Below are 14,048 nucleotides of genomic sequence, written 5' to 3'. Positions count from 1 at the left end.
TCTTTTCTTCCATTGACATTCCCCCACTCCATCGTTTAAAATTCTTCTTTGTGCGCATCGCACAACGTGGTTCGAAACCATCCCACGATAAAAAACTAAGGAGAAGTGAATATGAAAATAAAAACGATGGCAACCAGCGGTATTATCGCTGCTTTGTATGTCGCTGTTTCGATGTTGGTGGCCCCGTTTGGATTCACCAATATCCAATTCCGTGTTTCAGAGATGTTCAATCATCTTGTCGTCTTTAATAAGAAATTCTTCTTTGGAATTGTGCTTGGGGTATTTGTCACGAACTTATTCTCGCCACTTGGCTTGTATGACTTGTTTTTCGGTGTCGGGCAATCTATTTTAGCGTTGTCCATTACGATTTTTTCGCGTAAATTTATAGCGGGTCATTTGAAACGCCTCATTTTCAATACGCTCGTTTTCACATTTACGATGTTCATCATCGCTTTCGAATTAAACCTTGCGCTTGAGTTACCATTTCTTTTCACATGGTTGACAGTCGCCGTTGGTGAATTTGTTGTGATGGCAGTCGGTATTCCGATTATGCTCAAGTTGAACGAGAAATTGAAATTTGAAAAGATGATCTAACATTTGAGGGGTTGTTCTAAAGCGAAGAGCCTGGCACTTCTAGGACACCCCCTTTCTTTTAGGGGATTTGACCATGTATATTACTATTGATGAAGCAGCTGAATACCTTGGCATGCCTCTTGAACAAGTTCGCAAATATGTTTTGGAAGGTCGCATTCGCTCCGTCCATGATGGTGAGCAGTTTCTTGTAAACAAAGATCAATTTACACTTTATTTTGAACAGCTGGAACGCCTAAAACAACAAATTGAGGAATGGAAAAACGAGCCCATTCCACCCGATCGGGATATTAAGGACGAGGATTAAAAAAACCGGTTTAAGACGAATAAGTCCAAACCGGTTTTTTCTCTTTTATTTTACTTCAACTGGCGCTGCTTGCTCAATCGCCTGCTTCAAATCTGCAATAATATCTTCCGGCGCTTCTAGACCGATTGATAATCTGATTAGTTCTTCTGTTACACCTGACACTTTTAAATCTTCTGCTGAAAGCTGCTGATGAGTAGTGGAAGCCGGGTGGATAATAAGCGATTTCGCATCCCCTACGTTTGCCACATGCGACCAAATTTTCACATTGTCGATCACTTTACGACCAGCTTCACGTCCGCCTTTGATGCCGAAGTTTACAATTGAACCAAAACCGTTTTTCAAATACTTTTTCGCAAGATCATACGATGGATGATCTTCAAACCCTGTATATGTTACCCATTCAACGGATGGATGATCTTTCAAAAACTCTGCCACTTTTCGTGCGTTTTCGTTATGCTTTTCTACACGTAAATGAAGTGTTTCAAGCCCTTGTAAAAATGCAAATGCATTATCCGGGCTTAAGCATGGTCCGAAGTCACGCAGTCCCTGGACACGAAGTTTTGTTGCAAATGCTGCATTTGGCACATCGATGCCATAGCGAAGACCGTGATACGTCTCATCCGGCTCCGTGAAACCAGGGAATTTCCCTTGTGTCCAGTCAAACTTTCCAGCGTCAACAACTACTCCGCCAATAGAAGTACCGTGACCGCCAATCCATTTTGTTGCGGAATGAATGACAACGTCTGCTCCAAATTCAATTGGATTACAGCCATAAGGCGAAGCGAATGTACTGTCGATCAATAATGGAATACCGTTTTCATGGGCAATATTCGCAACTGCTTCAATGTCTAGAACATGGAGGCTAGGGTTACCGATTGTTTCAGCAAAAATAGCCTTCGTTTTATCAGTAATTGCCGCTCGGAAGTTTTCTGGGTCTTCCGCGTCGACGAATTTTACGTTAATACCGTATTTCGGCAACGACACTGCAAATAAATTATAAGTACCGCCGTACAAATTACCCGCCGCTACGATTTCATCGCCAGCCTCCGCAATGTTTAAAATAGAAAATGCGATTGCCGCCATTCCAGAAGATAATGCCAATGCCGCTGTTCCGCCTTCTAGCAGAGCAACTCGCTTTTCAAATACGTCAACTGTCGGGTTCATAATACGTGTGTAAATATTGCCGGCTTCTTTCAATGCGAATAAGTTTTGTGCATGCTCAGTATCACGAAACACATAAGAAGTTGTTCGATGAATTGGAACAGCACGAGATCCCGTCACCGGATCTGGTTCTTGGCCGCCATGTAATAATAGAGTTTCAGGTTGAAGATTCGTCATTTTCATTACCTCCAAAACTTTCAATTTATTTTAGATGCGAATTGTTTGCGGAGATGCAGGAGGTTTTATGATAAAATCAATTACGCCTCGGCGTAATTGCGTCCAGATTTTGAATTGCGCTTGCGCAATTAACTCCTTTCAAAATCTGTGACATCCGCCGGAGGCTTTAATTGATTCTACTGAATCAATTAAAAAAACCCCTTCGTTTAAGAAGAGGTTTTGCTTTCGCTTAGTCCTCCTCTTATCTTTCAGACCGCCTCACGCGTCTGTAGGAAGTAGCACCTTTGCAAGCTCGTCGCTTACTGGTTGCCGGGCATCGCAGGGCCTAGTCCCTCCGCCGCTCTGGATAAGAGTTATTCAATTCGTTCACCATCTTGTAAGCTAGTATACGTTTAATCCCGACCTAGTGTCAAGAGTATATTTGAAAAATTTTTCTGAACCTTGTGTTTTAGGATGTTATAATAGTCATAACCTAAATTGGAGGAATACGTATGGAATTTTGGATCATCAGTGTCCTCGCATTCGGTTATATGATTGGATGCGTGCACGGATCATTTGTTGCGCAAAAAATTTCTGGAGTGAATTTAAAGGAAACCGGTGTTAAAAATGCGGGTGCCTCCAATGCGACCATTGTACTTGGGAAAAAATTCGGGGCCCTTGTTGCGCTCATTGATATTGCCAAAGGGGTATTAGCTGTATTACTCATCCATTATTTTGCTATGAATGCTGGGCTGTTACCTGACTTTACTGCCTCCCTATTATTTTTAGGAGGCGCCGCAACAATTCTTGGACATAATTTTCCGTTCTACATGAATTTTAACGGCGGTAAAGGTACAGCGACTTTGATCGGTGTATTGTTTGCACTGGACTGGCGTTTCGGACTGCTTGGTTTGGCACTTTTTATCATCGTTGCACTGGCCACCGATTATATTGTCCTCGGCGTTCTCATGCTGTACATTACACTTTTCGCTTCCACCGTTTGGATGGAGACGATTTGGCCAACTGCCATTTCGGCCTTCTTATTCATTATGGCGATCTGGAAGCACGTGGAAAACTTTCATCGAATGAAAAACAAAACAGAAAAACGCATATCAGCAGTCTTTAAAAAGAAAACTGAGAACCCCTAGAAATGGCGTTCTCAGTTTTTTTGTAAGGATGCCATGCTTACTTATATCTTCCTGTTACTCGTTTTCCTTAAACACTTTCTTCACAACTGCAATAATGAAGTCAAGATCCTCATCTGTGCAAGAAAGCGGTGGACTCAATGCAAAGACGTTATTAAATCCTGCTACTGTGTCCCCATTTCGGCCAACAATCAATCCGTTCGCTTTACATTCACCGATTATTTTTGCCATGCGCTCATTCGTCGCGGGCTCGCGTGTTTCTTTGTCTTCTACAACTTCAATTCCCAGAAGGAAACCGATTCCTCTAATTTCTCCAACATGCGGATGATCGTTCAGGCACTTTAGCTCTTCCCTTAATCTAGCGCCCAGTTCTGCCGAGCGTTCAAAAAGATTTTCTCTTTCCATAATTTCGAGGTTCTTTAATGCGACTGCACAAGCTGCTGGATTCCCCCCAAATGTGTTAACATGACGGAAGTGGCTGTTTTCTTCGCCGGTATTGAACTTTTCATAGATGTCTTTACGAACTGCCGTCACTGACAATGGTAAATAAGAGCTTGTAAGTCCTTTTGCCATCGTCACAATATCCGGTTTAATATTAAATTGCTGATGACCAAATGCTTTTCCAGTTCGTCCGAATCCACAAATCACTTCGTCGATAATGAGCAATACACCATGGCGTTTACAAATCTCTTGTACTTTTTCAACGTATACTGGATGCGGAATTAAGATGCCGCCCCCTGTAATAAGCGGTTCCATAATAACGGCTGCGATTGTTTCTTTTTGCTCCCAAATAATTTTATCTTCAATATCTTGTGCGCGTTGAATATTGTAGTCCTCAACAGACATACCCTTCGGACGACGATAGTTATCTGGCGGTGCAACATGTAAAAATCCAGGTGCAAGCGGTTCGTATTTGTATTTACGGAGTGCCTGCCCAGTTGCTGCGAGTGCGCCCATTGAGCTGCCATGATAGCCGCGATAACGGGAAATAAATTTATAGCGTGATGGCTCACCATTCTGCTGATGATATTGCCTTGCCATTTTAAATGCGACTTCGTTCGCATCCGATCCACTGTTCGAATAGAAGATTTTATACTCATCGCCAAGGAGTTCATTAATCTTTTCTGCCAACTCGATTGCCGGCCCGTGACTTTGTGTCATTGGGACATAAGGCAATTTTTTCATTTGCTCATAAGCGGCTGCTGCGATTTCCTCTCTCCCGTATCCTACATTTACGGACCAAAGTCCAGACATGCCATCTAAATAACGGTCGCCGTTCTCATCTGTCACCCAGGCACCTTCCGCACTTTCCCATACCATTGGACGGGTTGTTTCATTGTAGGAAGAAATATGATTCCACACTTGATCACGTGATTTTGTTTTTTCTTTCGCCGTTGTCATTTTTACACTCCCTTTATTTTTAATCGTAAGGCTCCGCAAATGCGGAGCCCGAGTTAGTTGGATTAGTGACGTTTTGTTACCATTTTCTTGCGTGTATAGAACTCGATCCCGTCACGGCCATTCGCATGTAAATCACCGTAAAACGATTTCTTATAGCCTGAGAATGGGAAGAATGCCATTGGCGCTGGAACGCCTAAGTTCACGCCAAGCATACCTGCATCGATTTCTTCTCTAAATTGACGCTCTGCTTTTGCACTGTCCGTAAACAAGCAAGCACCATTTGCAAAGTCAGATGCGTTTGTAAACTCAATTGCTTCATCCAACGTATCAACGCGAACGATCGATAGAACAGGTGCAAAGATCTCTTCTTTCCAAATCTTCATCTCTTGTGTCACATGATCGAAAATCGTTGGTCCAACAAAATAGCCTTCGCCGGAAACAGCGCTATCTTTGCGGCCATCACGGAGTAATGTCGCACCTTCTTCAACACCTGACTCGATGTAGCCTAATGTTTTGTCTTTATGTGCTTCGCGAATAACAGGTCCGAGGAAGACGCCCTCTTCAAGCCCGTTACCAATTGTCATGTTGTTGCACTCATTGACTAAACGCTCAACGAGTTCGTCCGCAACATCTCCAACTGCAACGACAACGGCACATGCCATACATCTTTCCCCAGCTGATCCGAATGCAGCGTTAATGATGTTCGTCACCGTTAAGTCAAGGTCAGCATCTGGCATAACGATCGTGTGGTTTTTCGCACCTGCCAGTGCCTGAACACGTTTACCGTTTGAAGTACCTGTTTTGTAAATATATTCTGCAACAGGCTGAGATCCGACAAACGATATCGCTGGGATATCTTTGTGCTCTAAAATCCCATTTACAATGTCATGTCCGCCATGAACAATATTGAAGACACCATCTGGCAATCCTGCTTCTTTCAATAATTCTGCTAAGCGGTTTGCAAGAAGCGGCGTACGCTCTGACGGTTTTAGGATGAATGTATTTCCGCTTGCAATCGCAAGTGGGAACATCCAGCAAGGAACCATCATCGGGAAGTTAAATGGTGTAATTCCCCCAACAACGCCAAGTGGATAACGATACATACCTGATTCAACATTCGTGGCAATGTCCGGAAGCTGATACCCCATCATTAAAGTTGGTGATCCCGCCGCAAACTCCACACACTCAATACCGCGTAACACTTCCCCGTACGCCTCATTGTAGTTTTTACCGTTTTCTATGGTAATTAGTTTTGCAAGCTCATCCCAATTTTCCACAAGAAGCTGTTGGTATTTAAAAAGAATACGAGAACGCTGTGGAACTGGAACCTTTTTCCACGTTTTAAAAGCCTCTTTCGCAGCTGCAACAGCCTGCGCTAAATCTTCTTTCGTTGAAACAGGTACTTCAGCTAAAATTTCTCCTGTTGCCGGGTTCGGCACCTTTTCATATTTATCTGTCGTCGATTTTACCCACTGTCCATTGATAAAATTCGAAAGCGTTTTCTTTTCAACTGCGATTTGTGTCATTTCTTCTCCCCCTGGTCTCATTAACTTATTACTGACGCTATCTTCTTTCCATTTCATAATATATAATACAAGTAATCTGAAAAGTTTTCATTTTACATATTGTCAAATCATTCAAGTTTTATTTTAACGTTATGGAGGGCATTTACATGAAGGAGTTTACGTTAACTGTTCGTGATATCCTTGTGCGACAGTCATTTAAAGATGCGACAGTCATTGCGGGTAAAAGTGGATTAGACCGACAAGTAAAATGGTCTCATATATTAGAAGTAAAAGATTTTGGTTCTCTTATTAACGGAGGCGAAATGATCTTAACGACAGGTATTGGTTTACAACAAGACATTCCGACACAGTTGATGTTTATTAGTCAATTAATAGAACGAGAGGTCGCTTGTCTATGTATTGAAATCGGGGACTTTTTCCAATCATTTCCACCTGAAGTCATTCAATTGGCTAATCTGTATAACTTCCCAATTATCACATTTGATAAAACCGTAAAATTTGTGGATATTACACAAGATTTACACACCCATATTATTAATCAACATCATGAAATGTTGTCAAAACTCGATACAATGTCAAGGGAACTAGGCGCCCTGTCTTTAATGCCTAATGGGATTTTAAAAATATTGCAAGAGCTGCATCAGCTTTTCGGAAAGGGTATTGTCTTTATTTCCGATGAAGCGAAGACATACTATTATCCATCCAACGTAAAAAACTTGGAAACTTCTATTCGAACGTATATGGAAATAACTCCGCACGATCAGATCGAACAAAAACAATTGTCAGTAGACGGGAAAAACCTTGCACTTATGCCTGTCACGGGACTTGGACAAACATTGGGATATCTATGTTTAGAGGCAACTGAAAAACAGACGGATGAATTTACATTTCTTATGCTAGATCGAGCTGCATTAGCGATTGCGCAAATCACTCTTCGAAACCGTACAATTGAGGAGCGTAAGCAAAATAACGAAGATGAGTTTATTCGTAATTTATTAAATGGACGAAGTGTCGAACAAGATGATATTCAAACATATTTACCTTCAATGAGCCGCAATATGCATTACCGTGTATTTGTCATACAAGTGGATCACCCAGAATCCCATTTAGATGAAGCTAGTTGGGAGGAAATTAAACTACAGCGGTCGATGATGATTCGAACACTGCTCAAGCGAAACGGGTTCTTTCCAGCAGTTTCGTCAAATAAAAACAGCGTAGCGGTCATCGCTTCCTTCATCGCAGCAGACCATTTAAAGAATGAACAGGATCGATTCGTGAACGTCATCCAGCAAATTCAAAACACCAATGAACATACGTACTTAAAAGGAAGCAGCTGTTCGTTCGGCTTAAGCATGGTTTATAAAAATATCACCGACGTGCAAAAAGGTTACGAAGAGGCGTTAAAGGTCATTCAAATGCGTAACACAGGAATTATCGACACTGTTTTCTATGAAAATTTAGGCGTCTACCGCTTGTTGCTTTTAGTAGACGATAAAAATTACCTTCAAGCATATGTTCAAGATTACTTGGCAGAATTGCTTGCTTATGATGAGAAGATGGAAAGTAACCTCTTTGAAACGCTTCGGTTTTATTTGAAATGCGGTGGTGCGAAAAAAGAGACTGCCGATCGCCTTTTCATCGTCAGGCAAACACTTTACCATCGATTGGAAAAGATCGAATCATTACTTGGCAGTGATTTTATGGAACCATCGAAACGATTGACATTGGAAGTTGCCATTATGGCGTATCAGCTGCTCTATCCAAATAAAAAAGAAAATAAAAAATCACTCTCAGGCTAAAGTGCCGAGAGTGATTTTTCATTTGTTAAGGATTTCTCATTCTACTCCTGGCTGTTTAAAAGAAATAAACATCCTCGCCACAACACTTGTCACAAGCATAAGTACAATATTTACGATTAACGCGATAAATGAAGCATTAATGTCTTGTATCCACTGCGGCGCAGTCGGCAACAAGTCTCCAATTCCTAATCCATTGATCGTCATGAAAAGAACTACAATTACACCTGTAATGATCCCTGCAAAAGCCCCTTCTTTCGTAATAAAATTGTTTTTCATCAGACTAAAGAAAAGGGTTGGCGCTAATTGAACGATTAAGCTATAGGCCATAATGTTTAGCATGGCCATGGCCTCTCCGCCTGTAATTGTAAAATAAAGTGCAATCATTGAAAGAACTACAATAAGCAACTTTGAAACAAGAAGCAATTGTTTGTCCGACGCATTTGGCACAATTACTTTGTATACGTTTTGTGTTAACCCCGCTGCAATGGACATGAGCATAACAGAACAAGGCACTAGTGCCGTCAGCAAACCTGCGGCACCGATAATGCCGATCACCCAGGGATCAAATGTTTTTATGGCTAATGTTAACAATGCCATATCTCCTTGTGCGGCGCCCAATTCAGGAATAATTGTGATGGCGGAAAACCCAACAAAGAAGATGAACAACAATAGAATCGTATAGAGCGGCAGCGTAATCGCATTTTTCCTCAAGTTCTTCTCACCATTAGCGGACAAAATAACCATGAATGACGTTGGCATAATGTAAAAACCGATCGCGGTAAAAATAACCGTAGAGATGAACCAAGAAGGACTTAATCCAGCATCCGATAATATTAGTAATTCGGGCTTCACCATTTCAACAGCCTGAAACATTGGCTGAATACCGCCATAATAATGAAATGGAATATAAATACCTAAGAAAATGACGACAATTAATATCATAAAGTCTTTAATAATCGCGGTCCACGCAGAACCATGAATGCCAGAAATCATTACATAGGTCGCTACAACAATTGCACCGATAACACTTGCAACAGTCGGAGAAATCGAACCATAAGAGGCAGACGAAACAATAATCCCAAGCCCCTTAAATTGAATAACAATGTATGGCACCATAGCAACACAGCCGACAACGGCAACTAAAATACCTAATGCTGTGCTTTTATATTTAGCAACAAAGAAATCTGGCTGGGAGATTAAATTGTTTTCTTTACAATATCTCCATATTTTAGGAACGAACCAATAAGACAAAACATACGCAAGGAAAATATACGCCGGCACGTAGTAAACCGCCGCTCCCCTTGTATATGTCCATCCGCTTCCGCCTAAAAACGTGAAGGTTGTATACACTTCACCAGCAATAAGAAAAAAGATAATAAGCGCGCCGAAGCCCCGTCCCCCAACAGTCCATTGCTCCATGCTCATTTCTTTTCCCCTTGAAGATATAATGCCCAAGAAAAGTGCCAAGATCATAAATAAACCGACTATCAGCAGCGATATGTTCATTCTGTTTCCCCTTCTCGATTATCCGGATCCAATTTATAAACGATCATTAAAATGATTGGTGAAATAACCATCCAAAGCACGAGCCAAAAGAGCAAGAATGGCATGCCGAGCACATAAGGCTCTATCCGATTCGCCCATGGCAAAAACCCTAAAAATCCGAGAAAAGGAACAGCGATTAGCAATTTGATTGATCTCATATGACACCTCTTGGTCTTAATTAGCGGACTTGTTTAAAGCATTCCTAATAACCACATTAGAAAATTGCTTCCAATAAATTGGACTTCATGTGCGCGATCCCCTTTGAAACGAGGACAGTTTGTCCAATCAGCTTATACTATCAAAAGCTGCTGATCCCTGCAATACGGGAAAGAAAGTTCATCCACCTCCTCTCCTCCAAGCTTATTCATTCATTTCTTCTTCCGAAATATTAACGTTTTGTTTACTTCTTTCAGAACCTTTTTAACAATTTGTCTATTTGTTTAAAAGCACGATCGTGTATGATTAACATCGTAGTGGTGGAATATTCAGAGAACAGTAAATTGGAACCGCTTGCAATCAAAGGAGGCAAGTAAACTAGGGCGGCCAAGAAAACAGTTTTTCAATCATAGGGGGATGCAATATGTCGACAGAACAAGGACAGTTAAATCCAGATTTGAAAATTCGTCACATTAGTATGATCTCAATTGCCGGTGTTATCGGCGCTGGATTATTCATCGGCAGCGGTGCAGTTATTAACTCATCGGGACCCGGCGCTATTGTGTCGTATGCACTTGCGGGGACGCTTGTTGTTTTAGTCATGAGAATGCTCGGTGAAATGGCAGCCGCTTATCCGACAAGCGGATCGTTTGCTACATATGCAAATGAAGCAATTGGGCCGTGGGCAGGATTTACGATCGGTTGGCTCTATTGGTTTTTTTGGGTCGTTGTCATTGCAATTGAAGCAATTGCAGGTGCTGCGATCATGCAATATTGGATTCCCGATTTTCCTCTTTGGCTTATGGCACTCATTTTAACCGTGTTGCTAACACTCACGAATCTTTTTTCAGTTAAGTCCTTTGGGGAATTTGAATATTGGTTTTCACTTATTAAGGTCGTTAGTATTGGTTTGTTTCTTGTTCTTGGCCTTTGTGTTATTTTCGGATGGTATCCAGGCGTGGGGGCTCCAGGAACCGTTAACCTTATAGGTAATGGTGGATTCATGCCAACTGGAATCAGTTCCGTCCTGCTAGGCATAACAGTAGTAATCTTTTCATTCATGGGGACTGAAATCGTCGCGATTGCTGCTGGTGAATCAGATCACCCTGGAAAAGCCGTTCGTATTGCAACAAACAGTGTAATTTGGCGAATCCTTATCTTCTACATCGGTTCTATCGCAATTGTCGTTACATTGTTGCCATGGAATTCTACTAATATTCTTGTGAGTCCATTTGTCGCGGTGCTAGATCATATTGGAATTCCAGCAGCTGCACAAATTATGAATTTTGTCGTGTTAACAGCTGTGCTTTCCTGCTTGAACTCAGCACTTTACGCGAACTCCAGAATGCTGTTCGGAATGGCCAAAAAAGGCGATGCGCCAAAAGCGTTTTTAAAGCTCAGCAAAAAAGGTGTTCCCGTAAGAGCGATTCTGTTTAGTACGGTGTTCTCGTATATCGCGGTGATTTTCAGCTATGTTTCGCCTGATAAAATCTTCCTATTTTTAGTCAACTCATCTGGGGCAGTGGCTTTATTAGTCTATCTCGTTATCGCCTTTTCACATTTACGGATGCGCAGAAAATTTGAAAAGGAAAACCCAGAAGCACTTCAAATTAAAATGTGGTTATTTCCGTATTTAACTTATTTTACAATCATTAGTATTTCGACGATCTATGTCGCCATGCTTATCATTGAATCATTGCGCGTGCAAGCGGTTCTCACCTTACTGATTGCGACAATTACGATTTCTTCATATTTCTTGTTTGCGCGGAAGAAAACTCACAACGATCCAGTGAAGAAAAGTATTGCACAGGCTACTCGTACGATTCGGTAAATCATAACAATAGAATTTTGAAAATGCATTGATTCGAAGCCAACATATCGCTTCGAATCAATGCATTTTTTCTGTCCAACTCCCCTTCCATACGCCATTTTGAATAAACATTCAAAATATGTTATACTATTAGTATTCATCGATCGAATTACTTGGATTTCAGATTGCTTAGGATACACGCCTGAGCTTCTTTTTATTTTGAGAGATGAAAAGAAATGAGGGGGTTTTTGGTTTGTCATTTCCACGTAGAACGAAGGAAGTTTGCGATTTTGTTGCGGAACGAGAGATTGATGAAAAGATTTCATTTATTCGCAATGACCACGAAGTAAACGGAACAATCGTGAAAATATTGGAGAACTCTGTCATTGTTGAAATTTCACCGAAGGATGCAGATTTAATTCAAGCAGCTTCCAATCTTACAGTTGTCTCGCACAAGAATTATTCGGTTGTTTGATAGATAAGAAGATCCCAACTAAAAACAGGTGCAGCAAAATAGTCGTTTTGCCGCACCTATTTTTGGTTTTTATTCAAAGAAATAATTGTATAGCCGTATAACAAACGCCAATTAAAACGAGCGTTCCGCCCAAGCAGGCTGTGAAAGGCTTCATCCCCGCTTTTCTAAAAGCAACCATATTGACGTTTAGGGCGAGCCCCGCCATCGCCATTGCCATGAGTAAATGAGAAAGTGAGACGATTTGAGTTGCGGAGTTTTCTGAAACGATGCCGGTTGTGTTTAACGCGCCCATTGCCCAAAAGCCAAAGATGAACCATGAGATTGGCAACCCGCCCTTCTGTTTATTCATCTGTTTACCTTTAAGCCGAAAGCTAGGACGTTAGACACTATAGTGTCTAACGTCCTAGCTTTCAATTATTTAATCAGATGTATAATAATCTACATCATACATTTACTCCAAATATTAGTCGTTGTCAATTTTTAGCTCTCCGAAGTTTTTCTGTGTTTCAGGTTTGGAACTGGATAAAAATGCCTCTTTATTTTTCATTTTCAAATAGATCATATAGATCGCGCCAATAGCGATCCAAATACCACCTATGATTTTAGCTAAAGGTGCCAAACTAATCCATACATATCCGATGATAATCAATCCAATAATCGGAAAAACCAAGTGATTCATATAATCATTACTTTTTCTTTGCCGCATGAAATAATTAATGACAGATAAGTGTAATAACATGAATCCCGTTAATGCTCCAAAGTTAACAATCGCAGTTAGATTGTCCATTTGTGATGTAAATAGTGTCGCAACGATTAATGAAATAATGGCTACAATAATCGTACTTGTATAAGGTGTTTGATATTTTGGATGTACTTTCGCAAATACTGCAGGCAGCTTCTTATCCCTTGCCATGCTGTACAAAAGTCTAGATATAGCAGCTTGGAAAATCAATGCGTCCGCAACCCCGAAAGCAATTGCAACAACCAATGCAGCGACCCATTTCAACCATGGTCCACCCACTATTTCAGCAACCGCATAAAATGCAGTATCAAGATCTGTAAAAGAGTTAAAGTCTGGTACTATGAGTGAAGCAATCCATGTTTGCACAACAAATAATATACCGATCACAATCAAAGAGATAATAATAGCCTTTCCAATTGCTTTCCTGTCGCCTTTTGACTCTTCGGCAAGTGTTGAAACAGCATCAAACCCTAAGAAGCTTAATACAGCTATCGATACTGCAGACATGACAAGTCCAATACTAAAGAACTCCGGGTTGTAAATTGGTTTAAAGGAGAATTCAGCACCATTTATCCCATTCATAATAGCAATAATACCAAATGCTATGAAGGTTAGTAGCACTGCAATTGACAGAAACAAAATAATCTTAAGTGCCGCAGTTGTAATTTTCACACCGAATATATTTAGTACCGTAGTAATACCGATAAAGAGAATTATCCAAACTACCATTGGTACTCCCGGTAAAATACTACTCATTGCAGCAGCTGCAACTAAGTAAATTAACGTTGGTACAAAAATATAATCCAGCAAAAAAATCCAACCTGCAAAAAATCCAACAAATTCATTTATTCCACGCTGTGCATAGGAATAAACAGAGCCTGCAATCGGGAACGCCTCTGACATCCTGGCATAACTGAGTGCGGTGAAAATCATACCAACCATACCAATTAGATAAGCAAGTGCAACCATTCCATTGGAAGCATGCGCCACATATCCATAGATAGCAAATGGGGCAATCGGTACCATTAAGCACAACCCGTAAACTAGTAAATCCCAAAATGAAAGTGAACGGCTCAACTCTTGCTTATATCCAAATTCTTCTACTGTTTGATTACCCTGATTCGATTTCTGATCCATTCCCATCTTTAAGATCTCCCCCTTCAATTGCGGATTGTCAAATAAAAACTTGCCACCCCAGATATTCTAGGATTAAAGCGGGTTGTCATACGACACC

13 protein-coding genes and 2 riboswitches are annotated in these 14,048 nt (G+C 41.0%); of the genes, 6 read left to right on the top strand and 7 right to left on the bottom strand.

Annotated elements, in window-relative coordinates:
* The first annotated feature begins 60 nt into the window (after window positions 1–60).
* Window positions 61–105: riboswitch (PreQ1 riboswitch) on the top strand.
* Window positions 106–111: 6 nt separating this feature from the next.
* Both AU377_RS04820 and AU377_RS04815 read left to right on the top strand, forming a co-directional pair.
* The gene (locus AU377_RS04820) at window positions 112–594 is read left to right on the top strand and encodes a QueT transporter family protein (protein ID WP_067405018.1); all 483 of its coding nucleotides are present in this window, start codon (window positions 112–114) and stop codon (window positions 592–594) included.
* Between the two features lie 73 nt (window positions 595–667).
* Complete coding sequence (locus AU377_RS04815) at window positions 668–898, top strand: excisionase family DNA-binding protein (protein ID WP_067405015.1); 231 nt, start codon at window positions 668–670, stop codon at window positions 896–898.
* A 45-nt stretch (window positions 899–943) separates the two neighbouring features.
* Here AU377_RS04815 and AU377_RS04810 read toward each other — a convergent pair whose 3' ends face one another.
* The gene (locus tag AU377_RS04810) at window positions 944–2,236 is read right to left on the bottom strand and encodes an O-acetylhomoserine aminocarboxypropyltransferase/cysteine synthase family protein (protein ID WP_067405012.1); all 1,293 of its coding nucleotides are present in this window, start codon (window positions 2,234–2,236) and stop codon (window positions 944–946) included.
* A gap of 238 nt (window positions 2,237–2,474) precedes the next feature.
* Window positions 2,475–2,589, bottom strand: a riboswitch (SAM riboswitch).
* Window positions 2,590–2,727: 138 nt separating this feature from the next.
* Between AU377_RS04810 and AU377_RS04805 the strand changes: the two genes are divergently transcribed.
* Complete coding sequence (locus AU377_RS04805; protein WP_067405009.1) at window positions 2,728–3,363, top strand: glycerol-3-phosphate acyltransferase; 636 nt, start codon at window positions 2,728–2,730, stop codon at window positions 3,361–3,363.
* Between the two features lie 54 nt (window positions 3,364–3,417).
* Here the strand turns inward: AU377_RS04805 and AU377_RS04800 are convergent, their stop codons facing one another.
* Both AU377_RS04800 and AU377_RS04795 read right to left on the bottom strand, forming a co-directional pair.
* Window positions 3,418–4,761, bottom strand: a complete 1,344-nt coding sequence (locus AU377_RS04800) for an aspartate aminotransferase family protein (RefSeq protein WP_067405006.1) — start codon at window positions 4,759–4,761, stop codon at window positions 3,418–3,420.
* A gap of 62 nt (window positions 4,762–4,823) precedes the next feature.
* Entirely contained in the window at window positions 4,824–6,287 is a 1,464-nt protein-coding gene (locus AU377_RS04795) for a CoA-acylating methylmalonate-semialdehyde dehydrogenase (RefSeq protein WP_067405000.1), read from the bottom strand.
* 146 nt (window positions 6,288–6,433) lie between these two features.
* Between AU377_RS04795 and AU377_RS04790 the strand changes: the two genes are divergently transcribed.
* Window positions 6,434–8,086, top strand: a complete 1,653-nt coding sequence (locus AU377_RS04790) for a PucR family transcriptional regulator (RefSeq protein WP_067404995.1) — start codon at window positions 6,434–6,436, stop codon at window positions 8,084–8,086.
* Window positions 8,087–8,122: 36 nt separating this feature from the next.
* On the opposite strand, the gene AU377_RS04785 is transcribed toward AU377_RS04790, so the two are convergent.
* Together AU377_RS04785 and AU377_RS04780 are read right to left on the bottom strand one after the other, a co-directional pair.
* On the bottom strand, window positions 8,123–9,592 hold the full coding sequence (locus AU377_RS04785) for a sodium:solute symporter (RefSeq protein WP_067404992.1): 1,470 nt from the start codon (window positions 9,590–9,592) through the stop codon (window positions 8,123–8,125).
* Complete coding sequence (locus AU377_RS04780; RefSeq protein WP_067404989.1) at window positions 9,589–9,789, bottom strand: DUF3311 domain-containing protein; 201 nt, start codon at window positions 9,787–9,789, stop codon at window positions 9,589–9,591. Before AU377_RS04780 ends, AU377_RS04785 begins: the two co-directional genes overlap by 4 nt.
* A gap of 422 nt (window positions 9,790–10,211) precedes the next feature.
* Here AU377_RS04780 and AU377_RS04775 point away from each other — a divergent pair, with 422 nt between their 5' ends.
* Both AU377_RS04775 and AU377_RS04770 read left to right on the top strand, forming a co-directional pair.
* Window positions 10,212–11,618 (top strand): amino acid permease, encoded by a 1,407-nt coding sequence (locus AU377_RS04775; RefSeq protein WP_067404986.1) that lies wholly within the window; start codon window positions 10,212–10,214, stop codon window positions 11,616–11,618.
* Window positions 11,619–11,850: 232 nt separating this feature from the next.
* Window positions 11,851–12,072, top strand: coding sequence for a DUF2187 family protein (locus tag AU377_RS04770; protein WP_067404984.1), 222 nt, complete (start codon window positions 11,851–11,853; stop codon window positions 12,070–12,072).
* Window positions 12,073–12,145: 73 nt separating this feature from the next.
* Here the strand turns inward: AU377_RS04770 and AU377_RS04765 are convergent, their stop codons facing one another.
* Together AU377_RS04765 and AU377_RS04760 are read right to left on the bottom strand one after the other, a co-directional pair.
* Window positions 12,146–12,421, bottom strand: a complete 276-nt coding sequence (locus AU377_RS04765) for a putative sulfate exporter family transporter (RefSeq protein WP_067404980.1) — start codon at window positions 12,419–12,421, stop codon at window positions 12,146–12,148.
* A gap of 114 nt (window positions 12,422–12,535) precedes the next feature.
* Entirely contained in the window at window positions 12,536–13,957 is a 1,422-nt protein-coding gene (locus AU377_RS04760; RefSeq protein WP_253724388.1) for an APC family permease, read from the bottom strand.
* Window positions 13,958–14,048: the final 91 nt, after the last annotated feature.

It is taken from the genome of Sporosarcina sp. HYO08, assembly GCF_001563475.1.
In the GTDB taxonomy this organism is placed as follows: Bacteria; Bacillota; Bacilli; order Bacillales_A; family Planococcaceae; genus Sporosarcina.
Note: the sequence above shows the minus strand (reverse complement) of the source record. Positions and strands in the feature narration are given on the sequence as shown.

Bases quoted from the DNA above. Each gene is read 5' to 3' on its own strand.
- AU377_RS04820 (WP_067405018.1), top strand. From the start codon at position 112: ATGAAAATAAAAACGATGGCAACCAGCGGTATTATCGCTGCTTTGTAT.
- AU377_RS04815 (WP_067405015.1), top strand. From the start codon at position 668: ATGTATATTACTATTGATGAAGCAGCTGAATACCTTGGCATGCCTCTT.
- AU377_RS04810 (WP_067405012.1), bottom strand. From the start codon at position 2,236: ATGACGAATCTTCAACCTGAAACTCTATTATTACATGGCGGCCAAGAA.
- AU377_RS04805 (WP_067405009.1), top strand. From the start codon at position 2,728: ATGGAATTTTGGATCATCAGTGTCCTCGCATTCGGTTATATGATTGGA.
- AU377_RS04800 (WP_067405006.1), bottom strand. From the start codon at position 4,761: ATGACAACGGCGAAAGAAAAAACAAAATCACGTGATCAAGTGTGGAAT.
- AU377_RS04795 (WP_067405000.1), bottom strand. From the start codon at position 6,287: ATGACACAAATCGCAGTTGAAAAGAAAACGCTTTCGAATTTTATCAAT.
- AU377_RS04790 (WP_067404995.1), top strand. From the start codon at position 6,434: ATGAAGGAGTTTACGTTAACTGTTCGTGATATCCTTGTGCGACAGTCA.
- AU377_RS04785 (WP_067404992.1), bottom strand. From the start codon at position 9,592: ATGAACATATCGCTGCTGATAGTCGGTTTATTTATGATCTTGGCACTT.
- AU377_RS04780 (WP_067404989.1), bottom strand. From the start codon at position 9,789: ATGAGATCAATCAAATTGCTAATCGCTGTTCCTTTTCTCGGATTTTTA.
- AU377_RS04775 (WP_067404986.1), top strand. From the start codon at position 10,212: ATGTCGACAGAACAAGGACAGTTAAATCCAGATTTGAAAATTCGTCAC.
- AU377_RS04765 (WP_067404980.1), bottom strand. From the start codon at position 12,421: ATGAATAAACAGAAGGGCGGGTTGCCAATCTCATGGTTCATCTTTGGC.
- AU377_RS04760 (WP_253724388.1), bottom strand. From the start codon at position 13,957: ATGGGAATGGATCAGAAATCGAATCAGGGTAATCAAACAGTAGAAGAA.